The 22,892-nt window shown below is 42.9% G+C and carries 12 protein-coding genes; 6 read left to right on the top strand and 6 right to left on the bottom strand.

The window, feature by feature from the left end:
- The first annotated feature begins 16 nt into the window (after positions 1-16).
- Complete coding sequence (locus L0Z67_RS12375) at positions 17-916, top strand: LysR substrate-binding domain-containing protein (RefSeq protein WP_237114315.1); 900 nt, start codon at positions 17-19, stop codon at positions 914-916.
- Here the strand turns inward: L0Z67_RS12375 and L0Z67_RS12370 are convergent.
- Positions 899-2,089: a flagellar assembly protein FlgT gene (locus L0Z67_RS12370; RefSeq protein WP_405128070.1), complete on the bottom strand. Its 1,191-nt coding sequence runs from the start codon at positions 2,087-2,089 to the stop codon at positions 899-901. The two genes, L0Z67_RS12375 and L0Z67_RS12370, sit on opposite strands and share 18 nt — an antisense overlap.
- 111 nt (positions 2,090-2,200) lie before the next feature.
- On the opposite strand from L0Z67_RS12370, the gene L0Z67_RS12365 reads away from it, so the two are divergent.
- The 3 genes from L0Z67_RS12365 to L0Z67_RS12355 all read left to right on the top strand — a co-directional run bounded on the left by L0Z67_RS12365 (position 2,201) and on the right by L0Z67_RS12355 (position 5,448).
- Positions 2,201-2,659 (top strand): LPP20 family lipoprotein, encoded by a 459-nt coding sequence (locus L0Z67_RS12365; protein WP_062569692.1) that lies wholly within the window; start codon positions 2,201-2,203, stop codon positions 2,657-2,659.
- A 120-nt stretch (positions 2,660-2,779) separates the two neighbouring features.
- A complete protein-coding gene (locus L0Z67_RS12360) occupies positions 2,780-3,487 on the top strand; it encodes a transglutaminase-like cysteine peptidase (protein ID WP_083515329.1) in 708 nt (235 codons plus the stop codon).
- Positions 3,481-5,448: a LapD/MoxY N-terminal periplasmic domain-containing protein gene (locus L0Z67_RS12355; protein WP_405128069.1), complete on the top strand. Its 1,968-nt coding sequence runs from the start codon at positions 3,481-3,483 to the stop codon at positions 5,446-5,448. Before L0Z67_RS12360 ends, L0Z67_RS12355 begins: the two co-directional genes overlap by 7 nt.
- Here the strand turns inward: L0Z67_RS12355 and L0Z67_RS12350 are convergent.
- The 5 genes from L0Z67_RS12350 to L0Z67_RS12330 are packed head-to-tail and all read right to left on the bottom strand — an operon-like array spanning position 5,445 to position 11,676.
- Entirely contained in the window at positions 5,445-6,032 is a 588-nt protein-coding gene (locus tag L0Z67_RS12350; protein ID WP_062569694.1) for a response regulator transcription factor, read from the bottom strand. The genes L0Z67_RS12355 and L0Z67_RS12350 overlap by 4 nt on opposite strands.
- 38 nt (positions 6,033-6,070) lie before the next feature.
- Entirely contained in the window at positions 6,071-7,492 is a 1,422-nt protein-coding gene (locus L0Z67_RS12345) for an HlyD family type I secretion periplasmic adaptor subunit (RefSeq protein ID WP_405128068.1), read from the bottom strand.
- Positions 7,489-9,627, bottom strand: a complete 2,139-nt coding sequence (locus L0Z67_RS12340) for a type I secretion system permease/ATPase (protein WP_062569696.1) — start codon at positions 9,625-9,627, stop codon at positions 7,489-7,491. Before L0Z67_RS12340 ends, L0Z67_RS12345 begins: the two co-directional genes overlap by 4 nt.
- Before the next feature lie 31 nt (positions 9,628-9,658).
- Entirely contained in the window at positions 9,659-10,219 is a 561-nt protein-coding gene (locus tag L0Z67_RS12335) for an OmpA family protein (protein ID WP_405128067.1), read from the bottom strand.
- Positions 10,216-11,676, bottom strand: coding sequence for a TolC family outer membrane protein (locus L0Z67_RS12330; protein ID WP_405128066.1), 1,461 nt, complete (start codon positions 11,674-11,676; stop codon positions 10,216-10,218). The genes L0Z67_RS12335 and L0Z67_RS12330 overlap by 4 nt, the downstream gene beginning before the upstream one ends.
- A gap of 243 nt (positions 11,677-11,919) precedes the next feature.
- On the opposite strand from L0Z67_RS12330, the gene L0Z67_RS12325 reads away from it, so the two are divergent.
- Positions 11,920-21,060, top strand: coding sequence for an Ig-like domain-containing protein (locus L0Z67_RS12325; RefSeq protein ID WP_405128065.1), 9,141 nt, complete (start codon positions 11,920-11,922; stop codon positions 21,058-21,060).
- Positions 20,973-22,640 carry an Ig-like domain-containing protein gene (locus tag L0Z67_RS12320; protein WP_405128064.1) on the top strand — a complete coding sequence of 556 codons (1,668 nt, stop codon included), beginning with the start codon at positions 20,973-20,975 and terminating at the stop codon, positions 22,638-22,640. Before L0Z67_RS12325 ends, L0Z67_RS12320 begins: the two co-directional genes overlap by 88 nt.
- The last annotated feature ends 252 nt before the right edge of the window (positions 22,641-22,892 follow it).

Genomic DNA, 22,892 nt, shown 5'->3' with positions numbered 1-22,892 from the left:
ATTGTTGGTAAGTACTATGAACTTAAAAGACTTGGAATATGTTAAAGCGGTGGCTCAGTTTAAGCACTTTCGAAAGGCTGCTGATGCCTGTTATGTGAGCCAACCAACCTTGAGTGGTCAAGTTAAAAAGCTTGAACAAGAGCTTGGGGTAACTATTTTTGATCGCTCCACTAAACAAGTGACAGTGACTGTACAAGGTCAACGGTTACTTGAACAAATTAACGTAATCCTTGAGCAAACCCAAGTATTAAAGGAAATTGCCGCAAGCTCGCATGATCCCCTTAAAGGTAAAATAAACGTAGGTATTATTCCCACTATTGCACCTTACTTATTGCCAACCTTGCTCACATCAATGAAGCAAGCCTTTAACGAAACTCATTTTTCATTTATTGAAATGCAAACCGCGCAAACACTTATCGCCCTTGATAACGGAGAAATCGATATTGCAATTGTCGCTGATGTGCCAGACCTCGCTAATTACCATGTATCAGCATTATACAAAGAAGACTTTTTAGTGGCTGTATCTGAGCAGCATGCATTAGCTAATAAAGAGAAAGTTGCACTTACTCAGCTAAGTGATTGTGACTTACTTATGTTAAACGAAGGGCATTGCTTTAAAGAACAAGCCGAGCAATTTTGCTTTTCGGCAGGGGTTGAAGTCTCAAACCAATACAAGGGCAATAGTATCGAAACCCTACTTGCTTTGGTCGCGATGGATGATGGTATTACATTTGTTCCCAAACTTGCTTGCACAACACGAGAGGGAATTAATTATGTGGCCATAACACCTAATCAACAACGGCAAGTTGTTATTGCAACCCGTAAGCATTACCCACATATTGCGGGAGTAGAGCAATTAGCCGCTTGGCTAAATGCTCATAAAGGGTTACAGCAACATTTACTCGCCAGCAGCTAATTCAACAATATCGTTTATTTGAATGTTAGGTAATGGCTGCTCATCAATACTCATGGCAACAGCCGACTGCTGATAGAGTTGGGTAATTTTCACTTGATTAAGGGTGGTGATCTTATGTGGCAGTTTATTACCTTGTGCATCTGTCATGTAGTTGTGATGAGCAATATTTAATAACTCCCCTTGCTGTAAACCATGCGCTTTACCTAGGTTGATTATTAATTTGCCATTTTCAATATGCAAAATTTTGCCTTGTGTAGGTAAACAAGCCATAGCCGCTTGCAAGTCATAGGTGAGGGTTTGGTTTACCTCACTGATGGCTTGACCATAATCGGTCTCCCAAAAGCGGTCGCTATACACATCAATGATGTCGGTTTTTTTGTATGGCCAAATTCCCTCAGTTTGGTAACTTTTCTGCCATAGCTTTTCGTAAGTGGTGCCATCAAATAAAACATAATCGGCTTTGTAAGCACGCTTAAAGCTATCATCTTGCCAAAATGCATAATCGTTATTGAGTTTACGGTTTACCGATAAATCGCGGATACGACTGAGTAATACATATTGTGAGTTACTACGACTGGTTATCTCTTCGAGTAATGCATCGCTGTAGTCATACTGTTGGGTGAAAAAATGATCCACGCGCAACGGCACATTGTAATAGGCTGTCGGTTTTGCGGCCATTTGCGTATTACTCAAGCGAGTATAAAGCTGTTCACTAATGGCTTTATTGACGTCAAAAATTTGGCCCATTCTCGCTTGCTCTCTGTTGGCCAACTGACTTTGTGTTATTGCGATGAATTTAGCATACTTATTTGCAGGGCATTCTTCAGCTTGTGGAAAAATATCTAAGCGAAGTGTAATTGCATAGGTATCGTTATGACGATCTTCGCTAATAAGCTCTATTTTTTGGATCTCACCATGGCTACTAATTTTAAGCTGATCTTGCGTCAAAACTCCGTCTACCAGGGTTTGTACAGAGCTAACACGCGCCCCAGAAAACACTAATGCTTGGGTTATCGCATCTTTCATTGCGGCAGATTTGGCCTGACTTGTATCACCATCTTTAATCGCTGCATGGCCTGTAGATTCAAACCATTGAGCTAAACTATTGTTAGAAAAAACAAGAGTAAAGGCCAGCCCCATGCTGTATAAACTCGTTTTTAATAGACACTTCATGCAAATACCTAGCGACACTGTTCATTGATACCAAGTACTCAGCAAGTAATGTACCAGATTGGCACTAAACGTGCATATTTGTAGAAAATGAGTTTTTAACGGAAACAAGTTATGCGAGCAATGTTAGTTTGTGGCCTAGCAGCCTGTATTGCACTAAGTGGTTGCAGTAGTATTTTTGATAAACACGTCGAGTACACTTATATCGAGCCTGATGACTACCCGATTTTAAAAGCTGTTGGTTATGCACCCATTAGTGCTCAACCAAGTGATAACAAATCACAACGAACTTTACTTGCGATTAAAGCCTCAAAACTTGAAGCATATCGTGAGTTAGCTGAACAGGTTTATGGGCAAAAGATTTCCGCAGGGACGACGGTACAAAACAGCATTGCACATAACGATCAGCTACAAAGCAAAGTGCAGGGTGTTATCAAAGGTGCTCAGGTCATTAAAACGTATGCGGTGGGCGACACTTACGCCACGGAGTTACAACTGGACATGAAACGAGTACATGACTTATATATTGGTGAAATTAAACCGCGTGAAGTAAAAAAAGTGACTTATTATTAAGTACTAAATTCTCATAGTTGCAGCTTGGGTGCTATGCTTTTAAGACTGTTAGTTTTAACAAAAGCATAATGGCATTAACATATCATTTTAACCAAGCTTTTCTCCTTTTAGGTATTGTCTATGCTGTTTAGAGCATATGCGATTGCCTTAAATCAAACTTGGCGAACTCATGCCTGCTGGTTAACCGTTGTCATTATTCTATGTTTAAGTCATTCTGCAATAGCTGATCGCTTAGTTATTGAATTTACCACTTTTATTCAACAGATGCAGCAGCGTTTCGGTGCCAATAGGGTCACTGTTGCAAGGCAGTGGCAAGGGATGTTGCAGCAGGCTTCTAATTTACCCGAACAACAACAGGTACTTGTTGTTAACGAGTTTTTTGCCCGTAGTCTGCGTTATCAAACTGATATTCAATTATGGAAGCAAGAAGACTATTGGGCGACCCCTCTTGAAACGCTTGGAAAAGGGCTAGGTGATTGTGAAGATTACGCAATTGCCAAGTATATAAGCCTAAGAGCACTTGGAGTGAGTGACGATAAATTACGGCTTATCTATGTAAAAGCTCAACTAGCTGGTACGCGAAAAACACAAGCGCACATGGTGCTTGGCTACTTTACACACCCGAATGCACAACCACTTATTTTAGACAGTTTAATTGTTAAGGTACTGCCTGCTGCTAAGCGGACCGATCTTAGCCCTGTTTTTAGCTTTAACAGCAAAGGCTTGTGGGCCAATAATTCAACAAAGAGTGTGGCCGATCCGACTGCTAGGCTATCACGGTGGCGTCATATATTAGAGCAATCACGCAAAGAAGGAGTGCGATGGTGAAGGTATTTAATTTATTCAGACTCAAACGAAATAAAACCATTACCTTAAAGCAAGAGCTATGGATTGCTATTTTGCTACTAATCATTATTGGTTTTGTGAGTAGTTTATTGATCAGTACTAATTCTGCAAAAGAGTACTTTACGACTGAGTTGCGAATGAAAAATATAGATAATGCTAACTCACTCGCCTTGATGTTGAGTCAAATGAGTAAAGACCCTGTTGAAATAGAGCTTTTAGTCTCTGCCTCATTTGATACCGGTTATTACCATCGAATTGAGCTACGAGACCCACATGGTAAAACAATAATTAAACGCCTTTATACGGGTGAGCTTACTTTAAACGCACCGAGTTGGTTTAGGCATTTTTATAAGTTAGAGGTTGCGCCGGGCGTTGCTCAAGTGAGTGATGGCTGGCAACAATTTGGTACTTTGTATGTTGAAAGCCATAGCCAGTATACGCAAGATGCACTGTGGCAAAGTGCTGTCCATTTATTCTTTAGCTTTTTAGTTGTTGCAGTGGCGGCTTGTATTGCAGGGGCTTATTTTCTATCTAAAATTCTGAGTCCACTCAATGATGTAATGAAACAAGCGGTGGCATTAAGTGAAAAACGCTTTATAAAGTCAAAAGTACCGCGCACCTACGAGTTTGCTAAGCTTGTGTCATCAATGAATTTGTTGTCGACACGTTTTAATCGCATTACCAAAGAAGATAATCGTCGCTTAGAAGAAATTCGTTTTAAAAGTCAACACGATGACTTAACAGGCCTTGCTAATCGAGAGTACTTTAATGCAACTCTTGATACCTTTTTAGAAAACTCACAAGGGCATGGGGGGCTCTTTTTATTCAGAGTGATAAATTTGGATGCATTAACAGAAGAAGTTGGCCGCGTTGAAATGGTGGACTTTTTACGTCGTTTTTCAGAATCATTAGTCTCTTTTTTAGAATCGAATGAAGATAGCTTTAGGCAAAGCCAAATTGCACGTATGTCCCATGTCGATTTTTTAGTGTTATTTAGCGATGTGAGTAATCTCGCAGCCTTGAGCGAGCAGGTTTTAAAGTCTCATGAGCAACTTGTTGCAGAGCATAAATCAGTAGCGCTTGCGGTATCACACAGTTGTACACACATTGAAGTTGATGACACCCGTGCCACGCTTTTAAAACGAGTCGATCAGTGCTTGAAGGTTGCCGTAGCAAAACCGGGTTGCAGTGTTTATGTAGATGAAAAACAACAAACGCAAGACAATCATAATGATATTGATACTTGGCGAGAAAGATTAGAATTTGCGCTGAAAGAAAATCAATTAGAAATCGCGTTATTCCCCGTAACAACCTTTGATGAGCGCTTAATACAGCAGCAAATTTCTTTAAGTGTATTAATTGAAGGCGAAAAATATCGCTTTGGCTTTTACTTCCAATGGGCGCAGCGTTTGCATTTATTAGCTCGCCTTGATTGGAGTTTAATGAAACTAATGATTAACGAGTATGGCCAGATTCAAGGGGATACGCTTTTAGGAATGGAAGTTTCAGCTGAAACTTTACAAGATGATATGGCGGTGGCGTCCATTTTAACAGGGTTATCTGCGTATCCTGCACTTGCTAAGCGTATATGCTTTGAGGTGCGAGCAAATTTCGCAATTAAAGAGTTTGCCTTGTTTCGAAGCTTTTGTTCACAAGTTCATAGTATAGGCGCTAAAGTCGCGCTTAAGCGTGTGGGGGCTGAGTTTACTAAATTAAATAAAATCCAAGAGCTTGGCTTAGAGTTAATAAAAATAGACAGTGTTTATTGCCATAACATAAGCTTTAATGAAGATAACCAAAGTTTTCTTCGCGGTGTGTGTTCACTTGCGCACTCTTTAGGCATTAAAGTGGTGGCAGAAGGGGTTAAAAGCCCAAGTGATCAAACGATACTGAAGGGGTTAGGTTTTGATGGGCTTGTGGCGGTTGAAGGTAAAAAAGATTAGTGACCTTTAACCGCTAACATTAACTGCATGCGGTCCCGCACATGCAGTTTATTGAAAATAGAACTCATATGTTCTTTTACAGTGCGTTCTGTGATATTTAACTTTTGTGCGACCTGCTTATTTGTTGCACCCGTGACAACTTCATCAACGACTTGTTTTTCTCGATTTGTTAGGCATGTTAAATCGCAATTGTGTTGGTAGTGAATTTGCTGATTAGACAGCACTCCAACTAAGTTTGATAACAGTTGCCCAGGTAGCCAAATACCTCCTTTACTCACTGTTTCAGCAACTTGCTCAATAATTGCTTTACTGGCATAGGCTTCGATATAGCCACGAGCACCGCACTCTAAGGCTTTACACAGCTGAGAAATGTTAAGCTCTGTTGTCATCACAATCACAGGAATTCTTTGCTCAGTGAGTTTCGATAGAATATTGAGCCAATCAGGTGTCTCTGCAAGTAGCCAAATTAGGCTATCAGCCATTAACCGTTTAGGCACTGATGTTTGTACGCTACAGTCAGCAAATGCAGATTGCCAATGTGGAGATACAAGTTCATCTTGTGTGATAAAAACACTTCTGCGCATAGTTACTCCATTACACTGGCGTGAAGGGCATTCATAGTTTACCTCTCGGTCATGGCTAATGAGGTTGCTCTTAAAATGGGTTTAAACAAATACTCAAGCACGGTTTTTTTTCCGGTAATAATATCGACCTGAGTTGTCATGCCTGGGATAATCGTTAGGTTGTCGGCAAAGTGGTTTCGGTTCGTTTTCAATTGCACTAAATAAAAAGTGTTATCTCTTTCATCGGTAATAGTATCAGCACTGATGTGGGTTACCTGAGCTTCAAGGCCGCCATAAATTGCAAAGTCATAAGCACTGAACTTGATCATAGCCTCTTGTCCTGGCTGCAAAAACGCAATATCTTTTGGTAAGATTTTCGCTTCAACAACGAGCTGGTCATCTAAGGGAATAATTTCCACAGCATCACTACCAGGTTGTAAAATGCCGCCAACTGTATTTACTAATAAGCGTTGAACGGTCCCATTGACGGGGGAGCGGATCTCCGTTTGCGTAACCTTATCTGCCAGCCCTGACTCTGTTTCTTTAATGGCATCAAGGCGAAGAAGTGCTTCTGAAAGCTCATTACTCCAACGGTTGATCATCGCAAGCTCTACTTCAGTCACTTTATTTTTTGCTTCGTTGATGGCAGATAGGCTTCGGTTTATTGCTGCTTTTGTTCGGTTTATCTCACCTGTGTGCTCTACAACTTGGCGCTCCAAACGAATTATATCGATATCAGATACGGCACCTGAACGGAGTAATGGCCGTGTCACAGAAAGTTCTCTGTTCGCTAAACTGAGAGAGTTAGTGTGTTGTTGCAGTGCGGCTCTCGCTTCGACATAGTCTTGGCGACGCTGCTCTAGTTGGCGCTTATGGATTGTAACTTGTTGTGTCAGCTCTTGATTACTGCTCTCAAACATAGCCTGTTCGTGTGCAACGGCATCCGGCGCTTTTTCGATTAAGTCGGGAGTAAACTCAAGTGGCTTTTTTTTAGTGAGCGCTTTAAGTCGCTCAACTTTCGCTGTTAGAGATAAAATTTTTGCTTGGTTTTCTCTAAATGAAGAGATAAAGCGAGTTGGATCTATCTTCACCAATACATCACCCGCATTGACGATTTGTCCTTCTCGAACAAAAATTTGCTCTATCATGCCACCGTCGTATGATTGTACAACTTGTAATTTATGAGAGGGAATCACTCTGCCTTCACCCCGTGCAACTTCATCTAAATGGGCAAATGCTGACCAAACAAGTAAGGCGACGATAGTTAAGCAAATTAAATACAATAATACTCTGGCACTGGCTGGCTGTTGTTGCATTTTCTCCCATTGCGCGTCAACAACCCAATCTTGAGTATTCGGCGGTGATAACCAACGAGAAAACAAATATGAAAATATAGATGGACGCTTTGCTTTTTGCTTATCCATCGCTTTATTCAAACGTTCGAATGAGCGTTGTTCAATTGGTAAGTCTTTTTTACTCATGATACTTTTCCAACCGTATGAGTCGACAAAGCAGATAAAACGTGGGATTTAGGTCCATCGGCTACAACTTTACCGTTATCTAATACGATGACCCGATCAACAAGCTCTAGCAGTGATGTTCTATGTGTAACAACAATGAGAGTCTTTTCTTGGCAGCTACGTTTTATGTTATTAATGATCTTAGATTCACTATTATGATCCAGTGCTGAGGTAGGCTCATCCATTAATAAAATGGGTGGATTGTTTAGCAAGGCTCTTGCGATCCCCACCGCTTGGCGTTGACCACCAGAGAGTAGGCGACCCTGTTCACCTACTTGCATATCAAATCCGTCAGGGTGTGAATTAATTAACTCAAATAACTGGCTTTGCTGGCACGCAGATAAAATTTGCTCGTCTTTTGCATGCCATGCACTTAGCGTTATATTGTCTTTTAAGGTACCAAAGAATAGTGAAATTGTTTGGGGAACATACCCAATATTATGACGAAGCTCTGCAGGGTCAATTTGGTGAATGTCATTGTTATCAATTAAAATTGATCCAGAATTGGGTTCGTAAAGACCTAAAATAAGTTTTTCTACAGTGCTTTTTCCTGAGCCATTACGCCCTAAAATAGCGACTTTTTCACCTGCCTTTATTTTGAAACTTACACCGCATAACGCTTCATTGCTTTCATCTGAGTATTTGAATCGCACATCGTTAAACTCAATATCTCCGAGTAACACAGGGTGGCTTAGCCAGTGTTTACCAGGGGGGCGTTCGACTTCTTTTTCCATTATTTCATTTAATGAATGCATAGCAATTGCTGCATGATGGAACTGGGCAAGTACCGCCGCAGATTGGCTAATGGGTGCCATAGTTCGAGACGACAATAAATAGGCTGCAATTAGCCCGCCTTGAGTTAAGTCGCCTTCTATAATGAGATGCACACCGATCATCATGATCACCACACCGACACATTGCTGTACCCACGCGCCTGCATTGCTGATTGAAGATGAAATGAGGCGACTTTGAGCATTAACTCGAGCAATGTAAATTGTTGATTTTTCCCAATTAGATTGAGTTTTACATTCACTGTGAAAGCTTTTTACATCTTCAATGTTTGTTAAACTTTCTACTAAGACGGCATTTCGCATTGAACTGGCTTTCATTGTTTGCTCAGATAAGCTCTCAAGCTTTCTGTGTGCTGCTAATGCATAGCTCAGCAAAAGTACTGCGCCGATGATAATTGGCAGGCTAAGCTCTACCCCAATAATGGCAATAACAACAAGAAATAAAAGCACGAAGGGAAGATCAACGAGCGCAATTAAAGTGATCGAGCTAAAAAAGCTGCGAACGGCCTCGAAAGACTGAATATTACTCGCAAAGGAACCGGCTGATGCAGGGCGATTCTTTAGTTTCATACCCAAAACTCGCTCCATGATTACCGCCGACACTTTTACATCAATTCTACTTGCAGCAAGCTCGACAAAATAACTGCGCACTAATCTTAGTATGAAATCTGCGGTCAGAGCCAGCAGCACACCGATTGCTAACACCCACAGTGTTTCTGTCGCATGGTTTGGTACAACACGGTCGTAGACGTTCATCACAAACAGTGGCATAGCAATAGAAAGTACACCAAGTGCAATCGCGGAAACAATGACATCTTTATAAAGGGTTCGGCATTCTTTTATTACACCCCAAAACCAGCCATCTTTTGATAGCTTTTGCAGTACCGGTGAGCGTGCATCGAAGGCAAATTCAGGTTGTGCATAAATGACCATACCCGAACTTGTTTCATTCAATTCATCAAGGCTTATCGTGACGGCAGAATCACTTAATTCTGGGTAGATGACTTGTGCGGTATTATCTGTCAGGTTCAGCTTAGTGATAACACATGCTTGATTGTTCTGTAAGATTAATACAGCGGGTAATAAAGCCACATTGAGATCGCAAAGTGCTTTATGAACAACTTTGGTTTTAAAGCCTATCCGTTTCGCTGCCCGTGAAAACCCTGAGGGGTTTAGCAAACCATTTTCAAGAGGAAGGCCGCTCAATAGCGTTTCTCTCGAAAATTCGCGATCATGATAACGACATAAAATCTCTAGGCAATCAACAAGACTACCGCCATGGTCGAGTGCGTCATTTTCTTGCATACACTATCCATACGTTAATTTACAACCTAGCTTAAGACCAGCCATTTTGTGCTGTAGCTGAGCGATTGCTAGAGTCGGTTATTACAGCTTCTATGCGACGGTTTGCAGCATTTGCGCGAACGGAAATTTCGTTAATTCTTGGCTGATCTGTTCCATAGCCTAAAGATGTGACGCGATTAGGTGCAATACCGTATTGCTGGATAAGTAGCTCTGCGACTGAAAAGGCGCGCTTTTCTGATAGCTTGCGATTGTAAAGGGTAGGGCCTTCTAATGAGGCATGCCCTTGAATCTCCACCTGCTTAGTAGGATGCTCTTTTAAAAATTCAGCTAACCTAGCGATTTCTTGCATATATTCAGGGCGCACTACACTGGAGTCAGCTAGAAAAGGAATACCAATTTCGACATTACTGGTATTACTGCGGTATTTAGTGCACCCTCTGTCATCGACTTCTGTAAATGCGGGGGTCGATGGGCAGTCATCTTGCTCATTTGCAATACCATCATTGTCATCATCAGCAAAGGTTGTTATGGGGGCTTGTGGTGCTGGTGTGGCAGGAATGTTCAAATAACTAGGCATCGCAGTCACACTCATATACGCGTTATCTTGCTTCTTTTTTCTTGCAAAAACGCTTGTCGTCCCAATGTTGCTGCAACATCGTATTTAGGGCAAACATACTCCGCATTATGAGCAATTGGATCATCGGTAAGTTCACTTATTGATGGGAACTTGTCAGATTTTACGTTTAGTGTTTCTAGTAACTTACCCATCTCTGCAAGCATGGTTAAGATCGCAGTTTGACGGTCGTAAAGTGCCGCTGTATAGGCTCTATTTGACTGAAATGATTCGTTCTCTGCGTCAAGTACATCAAGTAAGGTGCGCTGACCAATATCAAACTGATCTTTATACGCAAATTTTACCTTATTAGAAGAATTTTTATGGTTTTCCAAAGAAGGAATTTTACTTTGCAGCACGAGTACATTGTTGTAAGCCACTTGAAGATTTTGTCGTATTTCGATACAGGTTTGGTCACGTTGGTATTTCGCAACATTGACCTCTTGGTACGCTTGATCTAAGTTAGCACTATCACGACCCCCACTGTAGAGGTTATAGCTAATATCAATGCCCACACGTGCTTCAGATTGCGTTTCATCTAACCCTAGCTCGTTTCGGTCTTGCATACCGTAACGTGCTGATAAATCGACATTTGGATGAAAAGCGGCGCGTTGTGAGTCGGCGTTAGCTTGTTGTGCTTCAATATTGTATAAAGAAGCATAAAAGTTAGGGCTGTTTTTATATGCCAAGTCCAGTGCTTGATTGATAGAAATAGGAATAGCATCGTCACTGAGTTTTGCTTTAACAACTCCTTTGGTCGGCAATTCGCCAACAATCCGTAAATAGCGAGCACTTACATCATGTAAGTTTGCATATTCGGTCATGACATTTGATTGAGCGAGTGATAAACGACCACTAATTTGTTCTAAGTCAGCGGCACGTGCCACACCGGCTCCAACGCTTTGTTCAATTTGTTGATAAACCGATTGATGTTCTTGTAGGTTATTTTCTGCAAGTTGTACCAGCTCGGTAAATTTTTGTACATCTAAGTATGCGACACTGGCTTCAAGTGCTGTTTGCTCAGCTTGAGTGAGGAGCTCAAAATAACGGATTAGCTGGATACGTTCAAAACGTCTTACTGTGTTTGAAGTTCGAAATCCATCATAAAGCATCTGTCCTAACGTTAATTCTGCTGTATTACGATTAAACTCTTCATCAATACCATAATTTCGCTTTTCATATCCTGCACTTGCAGATATATCTACCGTTGGTAAATAACCTGAACGCGCTGCATCAATGCCATGCATCGATGCTTTAAATGCATGCCACGCCTGCTGGACTTCAGGGTTATTTGCAATGGCTTTATCGGCGACATAATTAAGTGGCATAGATGAGGTTTGCTCTGCTTGAGCATTTAAAATACTCCCATTTGCAGCAAAAATTAGAGCGATAACACTGATGAATTTGTTTTTAGTGAACGGGTTTATTATAGCCATAATATCCTCTTTTTTGACTAAATTTTATTCACGCTAAGTTAAGGTTTAGCTAACATTTTAAAATACTGCAACTACTACAATTGTTTAAATGTGAACTTTTTCTTCTGGATTCATGTCCCTGTTTTAATAGTTAAATAGTATTAAATAAGTGGCTGACCTGTACCATAGTCCAGTAACTTAGTGTTGTTTCTTAACTAGGCTTTACTTATATAAAAGTATTACTGGTACGTTGAGGAGCGGCAAATGGATGCAAACCAATTATTAGTTATCGATGTTCAAGGTTCTGCTGGCATTATCCAAGCAGATGGCTCTATTAAGGCACTTGAGGTGGGTGATGTGATCACCGTGGGTGACACTGTTGTAACGGCTGAAAAGTCGACTTTAACAATAGATGTACAGGGCGAATCATTATCAATACCAGCCAGTAAAAGAATCACAATTACTCCCGATTTAGTTGCCAAAGGCAGTCAAGACAGTTCTGAAAATACGGTGTTTGATGAGTCTATAGATGATGCGATTGCAAGTTTAAATCAAGCAAACTCAACGCCACCTCAGCAACAAGCAACTGGCGATATCAGCGACTTTCTACAAGCTTTAGAAGGTGATGGAGACATTCTTGATAATTTAGAAGCAACCGCAGCGGGCGGCACTGGTGGTGCTACATCAGGTGGTGGCACATCTTTTGTTGAGCTTGCTCGTATTGCAGAAGGGATTGATCCGTCAGGTTTATCATTTGATGATAGCCTAAATGCAGGTAGTGATGGCATTTTTACGCCAAGAGATACCACCGATGGTGTCGTCCCTAATGACGCTTTAGCAACATTAAGTGTCAATGAGCTTGGCAATTCGAACAATCCTCAACCGGTTATTTCAGGTACAACGCAGAACCTTGTAGGCGAGACATTAACTGTCACAGTCACCGATGTGAATGGAAATACACAGGTTGTTACAGTGATTGTCCAGCCTGATGGCACTTTCACGACGACACCGCTAGACCCCTTACCAGATGGACCGATTGTGATTGATGTGGATGTGATCGATCCTAACGGTAATCCACTGAATGATAATATCTTGGCAAATATAGATACAACGGGCCCTCAAGTGCAGCTTAATGCGCTTAATGACTCTGCTTCACCTAATGTAGAGATTTCGGGCACCGTGTCAGGAGTTGAAGTGGGTGGAGATGTCACAATCACTGTGACTGACAGCCAAGGGCGAGTACAAACCATTGTGACTCAAGTTGATGAACAGGGTAATTGGAGCATAACAGCGCAAGATCTTTCTGAAGGGCTATACAATGTTGTCGCCTCAGCAATTGACGAAGTAGGTAATGAGGGGGTTGATACTGATAGTAGCCTCATTGATTTAACGCCGCCTGATATTACGCTTGTTGCGATTGCCGACACTAATGATACAACTCCCACATTTGTTGGGCGGGTTGATGATGTGCCAGAGGGAACTCAGGTACGTATTCAAGTTGTTGATAGTAACGGTCAGTCACAAATATTTACAGCCATTGTTGGCGCTGATGGCAGTTATACCATAGATGCAACGGCGGGATTTCCTGAAGGGGCATTTACCGCTATCGCGACAGTGGTGGATCCTGTTGGTAATAGTGCATCGGCCAATGCCAATGGAGAAATCGCATTTTCTCCTATTTCAATAACAATCAACTCAATTGCTGATAGCAATGATCCAACGCCATTTCTTAGCGGTCAAACCGAAGGCGTTGCGGCGGGCACAACCATCATGCTGATGATCACTGCCAGTAATGGACAAGTCATTAACTTGCTTGCAGTTACTCAAGCTGATGGTAGCTGGTCACTGCAAATGACAGAACCGCTTCCTGAGGGGGACTTTACTATTGTAGCAACTGTTCTTGACCCTCAGGGCAATGAAGCACAGGCGACAGCGGTTGGCAATGTCGATTTAACGGTTAGCATTAACTTTATTATTGATACAAACGATACGACCCCTGTAGTGACAGGCTCAACCCAAGATGTTGATGCAGGTACAGTGGTTACCGTTACGTTCATTGGTAGTGATGGTGCTACAGAAACACTACAAGTGATTACCGATGCAAACGGGGATTGGTCAGTAGAAGCAACAACACCGCTGGTTGAAGGAACGTTCACTGTTACAGCAACAGTGACGGATGCGGTTGGTAATACGGCAACCGCGAATGAAATAGGCGAAATAGACTTAACTGATCCTATTATTTTTATAGACACATTAAATGATACTAATGACACGACGCCGACTATCTCAGGCTCCGTTTTAGATGTTCCTGCAGGAACAACAGTGACATTACTGGTTACAGACAGCGGCGGTAATGCACAAACACTCACAACAACAACGGATGCAGATGGTAATTGGCAAGTTGATGTTATAAATGATTTAGCTGAAGGGGACTACACCGTTACTGCGAGTGTTAGCGATGAGGCTGGTAATAATAGTACGGCCACAGCAACGGGTACAGTTGATTTAACACCGCCAATAATAACAATTAATACCATAGGTGATGTTAATGATTTAACGCCCACTATAGATGGCACAACACAAACCCTAGACGCCGGCACTGAAGTCACCATTACTGTGACCGATAGTAGCGGAGCGCAGCAGACTTTCATAACCACGACAAATGCTGATGGTAGTTGGTCAATAACCCTAACCGACCCCCTTGCTGAGGGAGAGTTTACTGTTGTAGCCCAAACGCAAGATGCAGCTGGTAATACTGCGCAGGATACCGAAGTCGGTGTGATTGATTTAACTGGACCAACTATAGAAATTAATGATTTTACCCCGTCAAATGACGTAACGCCTATTATTTCTGGGGTGGTGAGTGGTGTTGATGTTGGTACGCAAGTAACAGTAACTTTAGTGGATAGTAACGGCAATCAACAAACATTAACGGCCACCGTTAATGCTGATAATAGTTGGCAAGTTGGTGCCAACCAAGCCATTGTTGAAGGGCCGTTTACAATTACGGCTACGGTAAATGATCTGGCTGGTAATCAAGCAACAGATACTGCACAAGGCATTATAGATTTAACCGCACCGATAATTACATTAGACGATCCTGGCAGTAGCGCTGATACAACTCCGACTATTTCAGGTGTCGTTGAAGGTGTTGACGAAGGCACTGCGGTGACCATTGTTGTGGTTGATGCAAATGGTAATAGTCAAGAATTAAGCGCAGTGACAAACATCAATGGTGGTTTTTCAGTTGATGCTGCTACAGAGCTTAGTGAAGGTCAGTATACTGTCACCGCAACAGTTGCAGATGCAGCTGGAAACCAAGCTTCTGCAACTGCAAATGGGTTAATTGATTCATCATTACTCACCATTACTATTGATGCAATCGGTGAAACAAATGATACCACCCCAACCATTTCAGGGACGACAATTAATGCAGCTCCTGGGAACGTAATCACGGTTGTTGTTACGCCTGCCTCGGGACCTGTGCAGAGCTTTGTGACTCAAGTCGGCCCTGATGGATCATGGAGTATTGAGGTACCTACCGCGCTTGCTGAAGGTGAAGTTTCGATTGATGCGACTGTGACAAACTCTGTTGGAAATACGGCTAACGAAGTTATTAGCGGTATTATTGATATCACTGCGCCTGTAGTTTCTATCGATGAAATTGGTGTCACAAACGATAGTACGCCAATCATCACAGGCTCGGCAGAAGGTGCCTTAGCGGGAAGTACAGTGACAGTAACCGTGTTTGACTCTGTGAATAACAGCCAAACTTACACAACAACGCTGGATGCACAAGGTAATTGGGTTGTACAAGTTACAACACCTGTCAGCGAAGGTAATTTTTCAGTAACTGCAAGCGTGACTGATAACGCAGGTAATACAGGGCTCGATACTGAGATAGGCACATTAGATTCTACAGCACCACTAATAACAATTGATAACCTTGGCACAGTCAATGACCCTACACCAATTATCAGTGGTACAACAAATGAACCTGCTGGCAGTGTTGTACAACTGACGGTAAGTAACGGGGTTGATAGTTATGTTTTTACTGCCATTGTCAGTGGCGGTGGCACGTGGGCTGCTGAGGTACCTGAAGAATTACAAAATGGTACATTTGATATTGTAGCGTCGATTACTGATGCGCAGGGCAATGAAGCTGTAGCAACAAGTTCGTTTGTTTTAAATGCCAGTGCGCCAAGTCTTTCAATTGATACAATTAACGATACCAATGACACTACACCAACCATCAGTGGTACATCGGATGCGCCTAACGGTACCGTGGTGTCTATTATTGTCGAAGACAGTAACAGTAATTTGCAAGCCTTATCCGCCGTCGTTCAAAATGGAATTTGGGTAGCCAATGTCACATCGCCATTAAGTGAAGGGGCATTTTCTGTATCAGCTTCCGTTACTGTTAATGGTATAACTGGTGATGCAACAGCTCAAGGCCTTGTTGATATAACACCACCAACAGTCAGTATTGATGCACTGGCTGATACTACGGATATTACCCCTCTCATATCTGGACAAGCTTCAGGCTTGGCTATTGGCAGTGTTGTTACTTTACAAGTGACTGATAGCGCTGGAAATACTCAATCATTAGCGGCGGTTGTTGGTGCCAATGGTAATTGGTCTGTCGAAGTAGAGACAGGGTTAGCTGAAGGTACTTACACCGTTGAAGCCATTGTCGCGGACACGGCAGGCAATACCGCTTCAGACACCACCACAGGCGTTGTCGACTTAACAGCACCTCTTGTCTCAGTTAATGGTCCTTTCCTAACAAATGATGATACGCCACTTGTAACTGGTAGCTCTGATTTAGCGAATGCAAGTGTTGAAGTAACATTTACTGATGTGAATGGCGATAGTCATATTGTTGTTGTGCAAACGGACAGTAACGGAAACTGGAGTGCAGAGGCTTCGCAGTCACTCGCAGATGGTAGTTATAATGTTTCAGCAAGCATAACGGATGCTGCCGGTAATACCGGTACTGATACTGATAGCGGTGTGATTGATACAATTCCTCCACAGCTTGCCTTTGAACCTACCTTATTATTAGGTCAATTGATTACTTTGAGTGGTACATCAGATTTACCGGCAGGAAGTGTGGTTACGGTTACTCAAAATTTAATCGGTGCACCAGCAGTCACAACAACCGTAACAACAGATGCTAATGGAAATTGGTCATTAACGGGGTTGAGTGTGCCCATTGTTAATTTGGCATCTATTACAGCAACTGCGTCAGATGCCGCAGGTAATGTCACAACAATTACTACAACTGACTTTGATGATACACCGCCGATTTTAACTGTCAGTGTAGATGCTTTAACTAATGATAATACTCCCCTTATTTCGGGCACCACTGATGCTGGCCAAGGCGCGCAAGTAACCGTTGTTGTTACCGATCAAGCAGGGAATAGTCAAACACTCACTGCGACTGTGAATGCAAATGGTGAATGGTCAATCAGTCCGAATGTGATACTGGCAGATGGCACATTTACTGTCAGTGCCAGTGTGCAAAATAGTTTTGGTAATACCACAACAGAAACAGCCAGTGGCGTTATTGATACTGTAGCACCGAGTTTAACGCTTGATGGCGTTGGTAGTGTCAATGATGTAACACCTGTACTGAGTGGCACCAGTGACGAAATAGGTGCGACCATTAATATAGAAGTGACTGATAGCAATGGGACACAGCAAATTAGTGCAACAGTGGCAAGCGATGGTACATGGTCTGTAGAAGTGCCAAATGGCTTAGCTGAAGGAAGTTACACTGTTACTGCATCAGTCAGTGACGATGCAGGTAATACGACAACCCAAAACGCGACAGGTGATATTGATATTACCTTGCCTATAGTCACTGTGAATAATAACGGATTAGGAAACGATAGCACGCCATTATTAAGCGGTACATCTGGTGAGGCAGCAGGAACAGTTGTCAACCTTACAGTGACCGATATCAATGGTGATACGTATGATTTAACGGCAACGGTTGATGCAAATGGTGACTGGCAAGTAGAGGCGCCTTCACTCCCTGATGGTAATTACACCGTTTCAGCAAGCATAACCGATGATGCCGGCAATATTGGCACAGCATCCGGCACCGGTAATATAGACACTGTTGCCCCTGCTATTTCGATTAATAGTCTTGGCACTGTAAACACAAACACACCTACAATAAGTGGTACCTCAACAGAGCCGCAAGGCACACAAATATCTCTGATTGTGACTGATTCAAATAACGTTGATGTGTCTTTAACGGCTGTCGTTGATAGCAATGGAGATTGGTCGGTTACATCTATGGTATTAGCTGATGATGACTACACTGTTGTAGCCACAGTCGTAGATCCTGCAGGTAATACTGCCAGCGCCTCAAGTGACTTTACTGTTAACATCAGCGCGCCGAGTATGTCAGTTGATGCGATAGCCGATACGAATGACACAACCCCGACAATTACAGGCACTACTTCAGCGCCAAACGGCTCGACAGTGACCGTGGTGATTGATGATGGTACTAACCCGCCACAAACATTAACTGCGACTCTTCTTGATGGCATTTGGTCTGTGACACCACCTACAGCATTAGCAGAAGGTAACTTCACAGTGACGGCAACAGTTACCGTTGGAGGTGTTGATGGTGAGGCGTCAACGATAGGCGTTGTTGATTTAACATCACCTACTATCAGTATTAACAACATAGGTAGTACAAATGACGATACACCAACAATTAGTGGGGTCACTGATGCAAGTGCTGGCAGTACCGTTACACTAGAAATTACGGATTCGCTCGGCGGTATTCAAACGATCACCGCGACTGTACAGGCTAATGGCTCATGGTCGGTATCGCCGAGCATAGCATTAGCAGAGGGCAGTTTTACAGTTAACGCCAGTGTATTTGATGTTGCAGGTAACGAAGGTACGGTAACTGAAACAGGCTTAATAGATACGACTGCGCCAACAATCGTGATTGATCCACTCTCTGATACAACAGACGTAACACCATTGATCAGTGGGCAAAGTAGCGGCGCTTCAGTCGGTACGCTTGTTACACTAACCATTACCGATGGCGCAGGGCAAGAGCAAGTCGTCACGACGCAAATACAACCAGGGGGGGTATGGTCAGTTGAGGTAACCACACCATTGGCTGAGGGTGAATACACTGTTAATGCGACATTCGAGGATGCTGCTGGTAATCAAGGCTCGGATACAGAAACAGGCAATGTTGACCTTACTGCGCCCAATATCACCATTGATGCACCTGAATTAACTAATGATAATACACCGACGGTAACCGGTACGTCTGATTTAGCAAACACGCAGCTAGACGTGACCTTTTTAGATGCCGACAGTGTTAGTCATGTTGTTACCGTAACCACAGATGCTTCAGGTAACTGGAGTGCTGATGCAGGTCAAGCGCTTGCTGATGGTAGCTATACCGTATCAGCGACAGTTCAAGATAATGCGGGCAACACCGGCACAGCATCTGATAGTGGTATTGTTGATACTATTGCACCTGATATTCGCATTATACCTTCGTTCCTATTAGGTAATTTAGTCGGGCTATCTGGCACATCTGATTTACCTCAAGGCAGTGTCATTACCATTACTGAGCAGTTAGTCGGTGGCTTAGTGGGGGCAACTTATACGGCTACCACTGATGCGAATGGTGATTGGGAGGTTGCAAATATCACTGTACCGCTACTTAACTTAGCTTACGTAACGGCCACTGCCACGGATGAAGCAGGGAACACCGCTACGGTGAGTACATTAAATTTTGATAATGTTGCTCCTGTCTTAACACTCAATGTTGATTCTTTAACTAATGACACGACGCCGACTATCTCAGGAACAACTGATATGGGAGAAGGGACTGTTATTAACATTACCGTCACTGATAGTGCTGGTGGCTCGCAAAGCTTTACAGCGACAGTGTTAAATGATCAAACCTGGTCTGTTGATGTCCCCGCAGCGCTTGCAGAAGGTGGCTTTACGGTAACAGCGTCGGTTAGCGATGAAGTGGGTAATTTAACCACGGAGCAGGCATCGGGTGTGCTAGATAGTGTAACCCCAAGCCTAGTTATTAACGATATTGGTGCTACTGCAGATGTTCGACCAACGATTTCAGGCAGTAGTAATGAAATTGGCGGTACAGTCGTTGTCGAAGTAGCAGGGCAAACAATTACAACGACAGTGGCAAGTGATGGAACGTGGCAGTTTGTTGTTCCCCTTGATATTAGCGACGGCAGCTACACAGTTACCGCTACAATTACGGATGATGCTAATAATACGCAAACAGTAACAACACCCATCACTGTCGATACGGTTGATCCTGTTGTCACACTGGATGCGCTTGTATTAGGTAATTCCAGTACGCCAGTTATTTCTGGCACATCGACAGAACCACAAGGTACGCTTGTCGATGTTAGCGTTACAGATAGTAATGGCGATATTCAAACATTGACGGCAACAGTACAAATCGATGGTACTTGGCAAGTAACGCCCAGTGATTTGCCTGATGGTAACTATAGTGTGACCGCGAGTATTACCGACTCTGCGGGTAATTCAGGTAGCGCTTCAGATACCGGTGCAATTGATACCTTCGCGCCAATTCTTGTCATTAATGGTCTTGGCACAATAAACGACACCACACCAACCATTAGTGGGACAACGAGCGAACCACAGGGTAGCACGGTGAACATAACCGTTGAAAATGACGGTAATACCTATCCGCTTACTGCAACAGTGCAAGCAGATGGTAGTTGGTCTGTCGATGTATCACCTGCTTTAACAGATGGTGCAGTCAGTATTACTGCAAGCATTACTGATGCGGCAAGTAATACGACAACGGCCACTGAAACAGCGACTCTTGATAGTAATGCACCTACCATCGCTGTTGACGCACTATCAGTGACGAACAATACAACACCGACTATCTCTGGCACCAGTGATGCCGCAGATACCACGCAGGTGACTGTGAATGTTGAAGATGCACTTGGCAACATTCAGACCGTCTTTGCAACCGTAACAGGGGGTGTATGGAGTGTGCAATTACCGACACCATTAAGCGAAGGTAGTTTTAGTATTACAGCGAGTGTGACCGAAGGCGGGTTAACAGGCACTGCCACACGCAGTGGTGAAATCGACCTAACGGCACCTCTATTCAGTGTTAATACACCAGATGTAACAAATGATACAACTCCTACAATCAGTGGCACCAGTGATGCTCCGCAAGGTACCTTAGTATCAATAACCGTAACAGATGCGCTCAATAATGAAGTCACAGCGAGTGCAATTGTTGGTGCAAGTGGTAATTGGTCTGTTGCACTTGCTTCCCCCTTGCTGAGGGAGCTTATACAATTGATGCAAGTATTACAGATGCTGCGGGTAATACAGCAATAGATTCGGCATCGGGTAGCATAGACATAACACCTGCAGATGTAACGATTGATCCAATCGCCGTGACAAGTGATTTAACACCAAGCGTGACAGGTAGTGCAACAGGGGCTACAGCAGGGAGTTTGGTGATTGTTACATTTGTTGATTCTGTGGGAGTAAGTCACAGTGTTGAAACAACATTAGATGCAAACCTAGAATGGCAGGTTGAGGCAACACAAAATCTTGCTGAAGGAGCATACACAGTAACAGCAGTTGTCAGAGACAGTGCTGGTAACGATGGTTCTATCTCAACAACGGCGGTGATTGATACGATTGCACCTACTATTAGTATCAACGCGAGTAGTTTGATACTCACAAATGATTCAACACCAACAGTGAATGGTACGTCTGATCTCGCTAACAGCAATATTATTGTTACTTTCACCGCAGCTGGTGGCGTAACGCATAGTGTTGCGGCTGTGACAGATGTGAACGGCGACTGGCAAGCAACCGCGACTCAAGCTCTTGCTGATGGTACTTACTCTGTTGCTGTAAGTATCACTGATGAAGCTGGAAATACTGGAACAGACAGTAAAACCGGCGGAGAAGTTGATACGGTTGCACCAGAACTTTCAATCGTACCGTCATTCTTATTAGGTAACTTGGTTTCGCTCTCTGGTACCTCAGATTTACCTGAGGGCAGCGTTATCTCAATTACGAATCACTTAGTGGGAGGAGGCGTCAGCGCACCCTATACAGCCACTGTTGATGCAAATGGGGATTGGCAAGTCCTTAACTTATCTGTTTCATTACTAACGCTTGCTTATGTTGAGGCATCAGCAACCGATGCCGCAGGCAATACCACAACCATATCTAGCATTGATTACAGTAACGACCCTAGTTTAGATGCGTTTAATGTAACTAATTATAATCCAGGCGTTTTAGGACTTCTTCTCCCATCAGCTTCAGGGGAGGCAGAACCAGGCACAGAAGTTTATGCCATTGGTTCTAACTTGGTTGGGCTTAATTTATTAAATATTGTTGATTTATCTTTACTTAATTCAGCACCTACAGTCACCGCAGATAGTAATGGTGATTGGTTTATTAGCTTGTCTGTATTAGATCTAGGTAATGAATATTACTTTGCAATCGTCGATCCTGTAACAGGTGACTTCATTGTTAAAAATACCGAAAATGATTTAGTGGGCACTGGGGTACTCGATACTGAGCCAGATGGGGGGCTTATTGGTTTAGGCAGTGAACCTTTGTTAGCTGATTTTGATGAGAGTGAAGAGCAAATGGCACAAGGAACTGAGCCTCAACCACTTGGCGAAAGTATTGATTTGAGTTTGGTTATGACAGACACAAGTACAGATTCTACTATTGCTGAGGGGGCGGCACCACTTGAACTGAGTATTGATGATGTACTCACCGATAGTGAGCAAACGGATGTACTTGCTCTTGATACTGGCAGTGAAAGTCAAAGTTTGGCATTCAATGGTGAGCCCGAAGTGACATCAGACGCAGCAAATGATATTCAAAATGACTCTGAGGAGTTAATTAAGAAACTCATCGAAGGCGGCAATAACGCTATCGATATTTAAAACGAGTTACTAAATACAAATAAAGCGCGATTTATCGCGCTTTATTTTTGACTCTGAACAGCTTATTTTAGTAGATATGGTTTTAGGTTTTGCTTAGGAAACTCACGAGTAAAGCTTACTTTGTAGTCGCGACTTTATGTCGCGTTATTTATAAGCAATAACTTGGAGCAATAATCAGGTTTACAGCGCCATCTTTTCGGCAAATAGCAAAGTGGCTTATCAGAGGGGGCTATCAATTTGTGAGGTTGTCGT

Source organism: Pseudoalteromonas sp. PB2-1, assembly GCF_045040605.1.
Classification (GTDB): domain Bacteria; phylum Pseudomonadota; class Gammaproteobacteria; order Enterobacterales; family Alteromonadaceae; genus Pseudoalteromonas; species Pseudoalteromonas arabiensis.
Note: the sequence above shows the minus strand (reverse complement) of the source record. Positions and strands in the feature narration are given on the sequence as shown.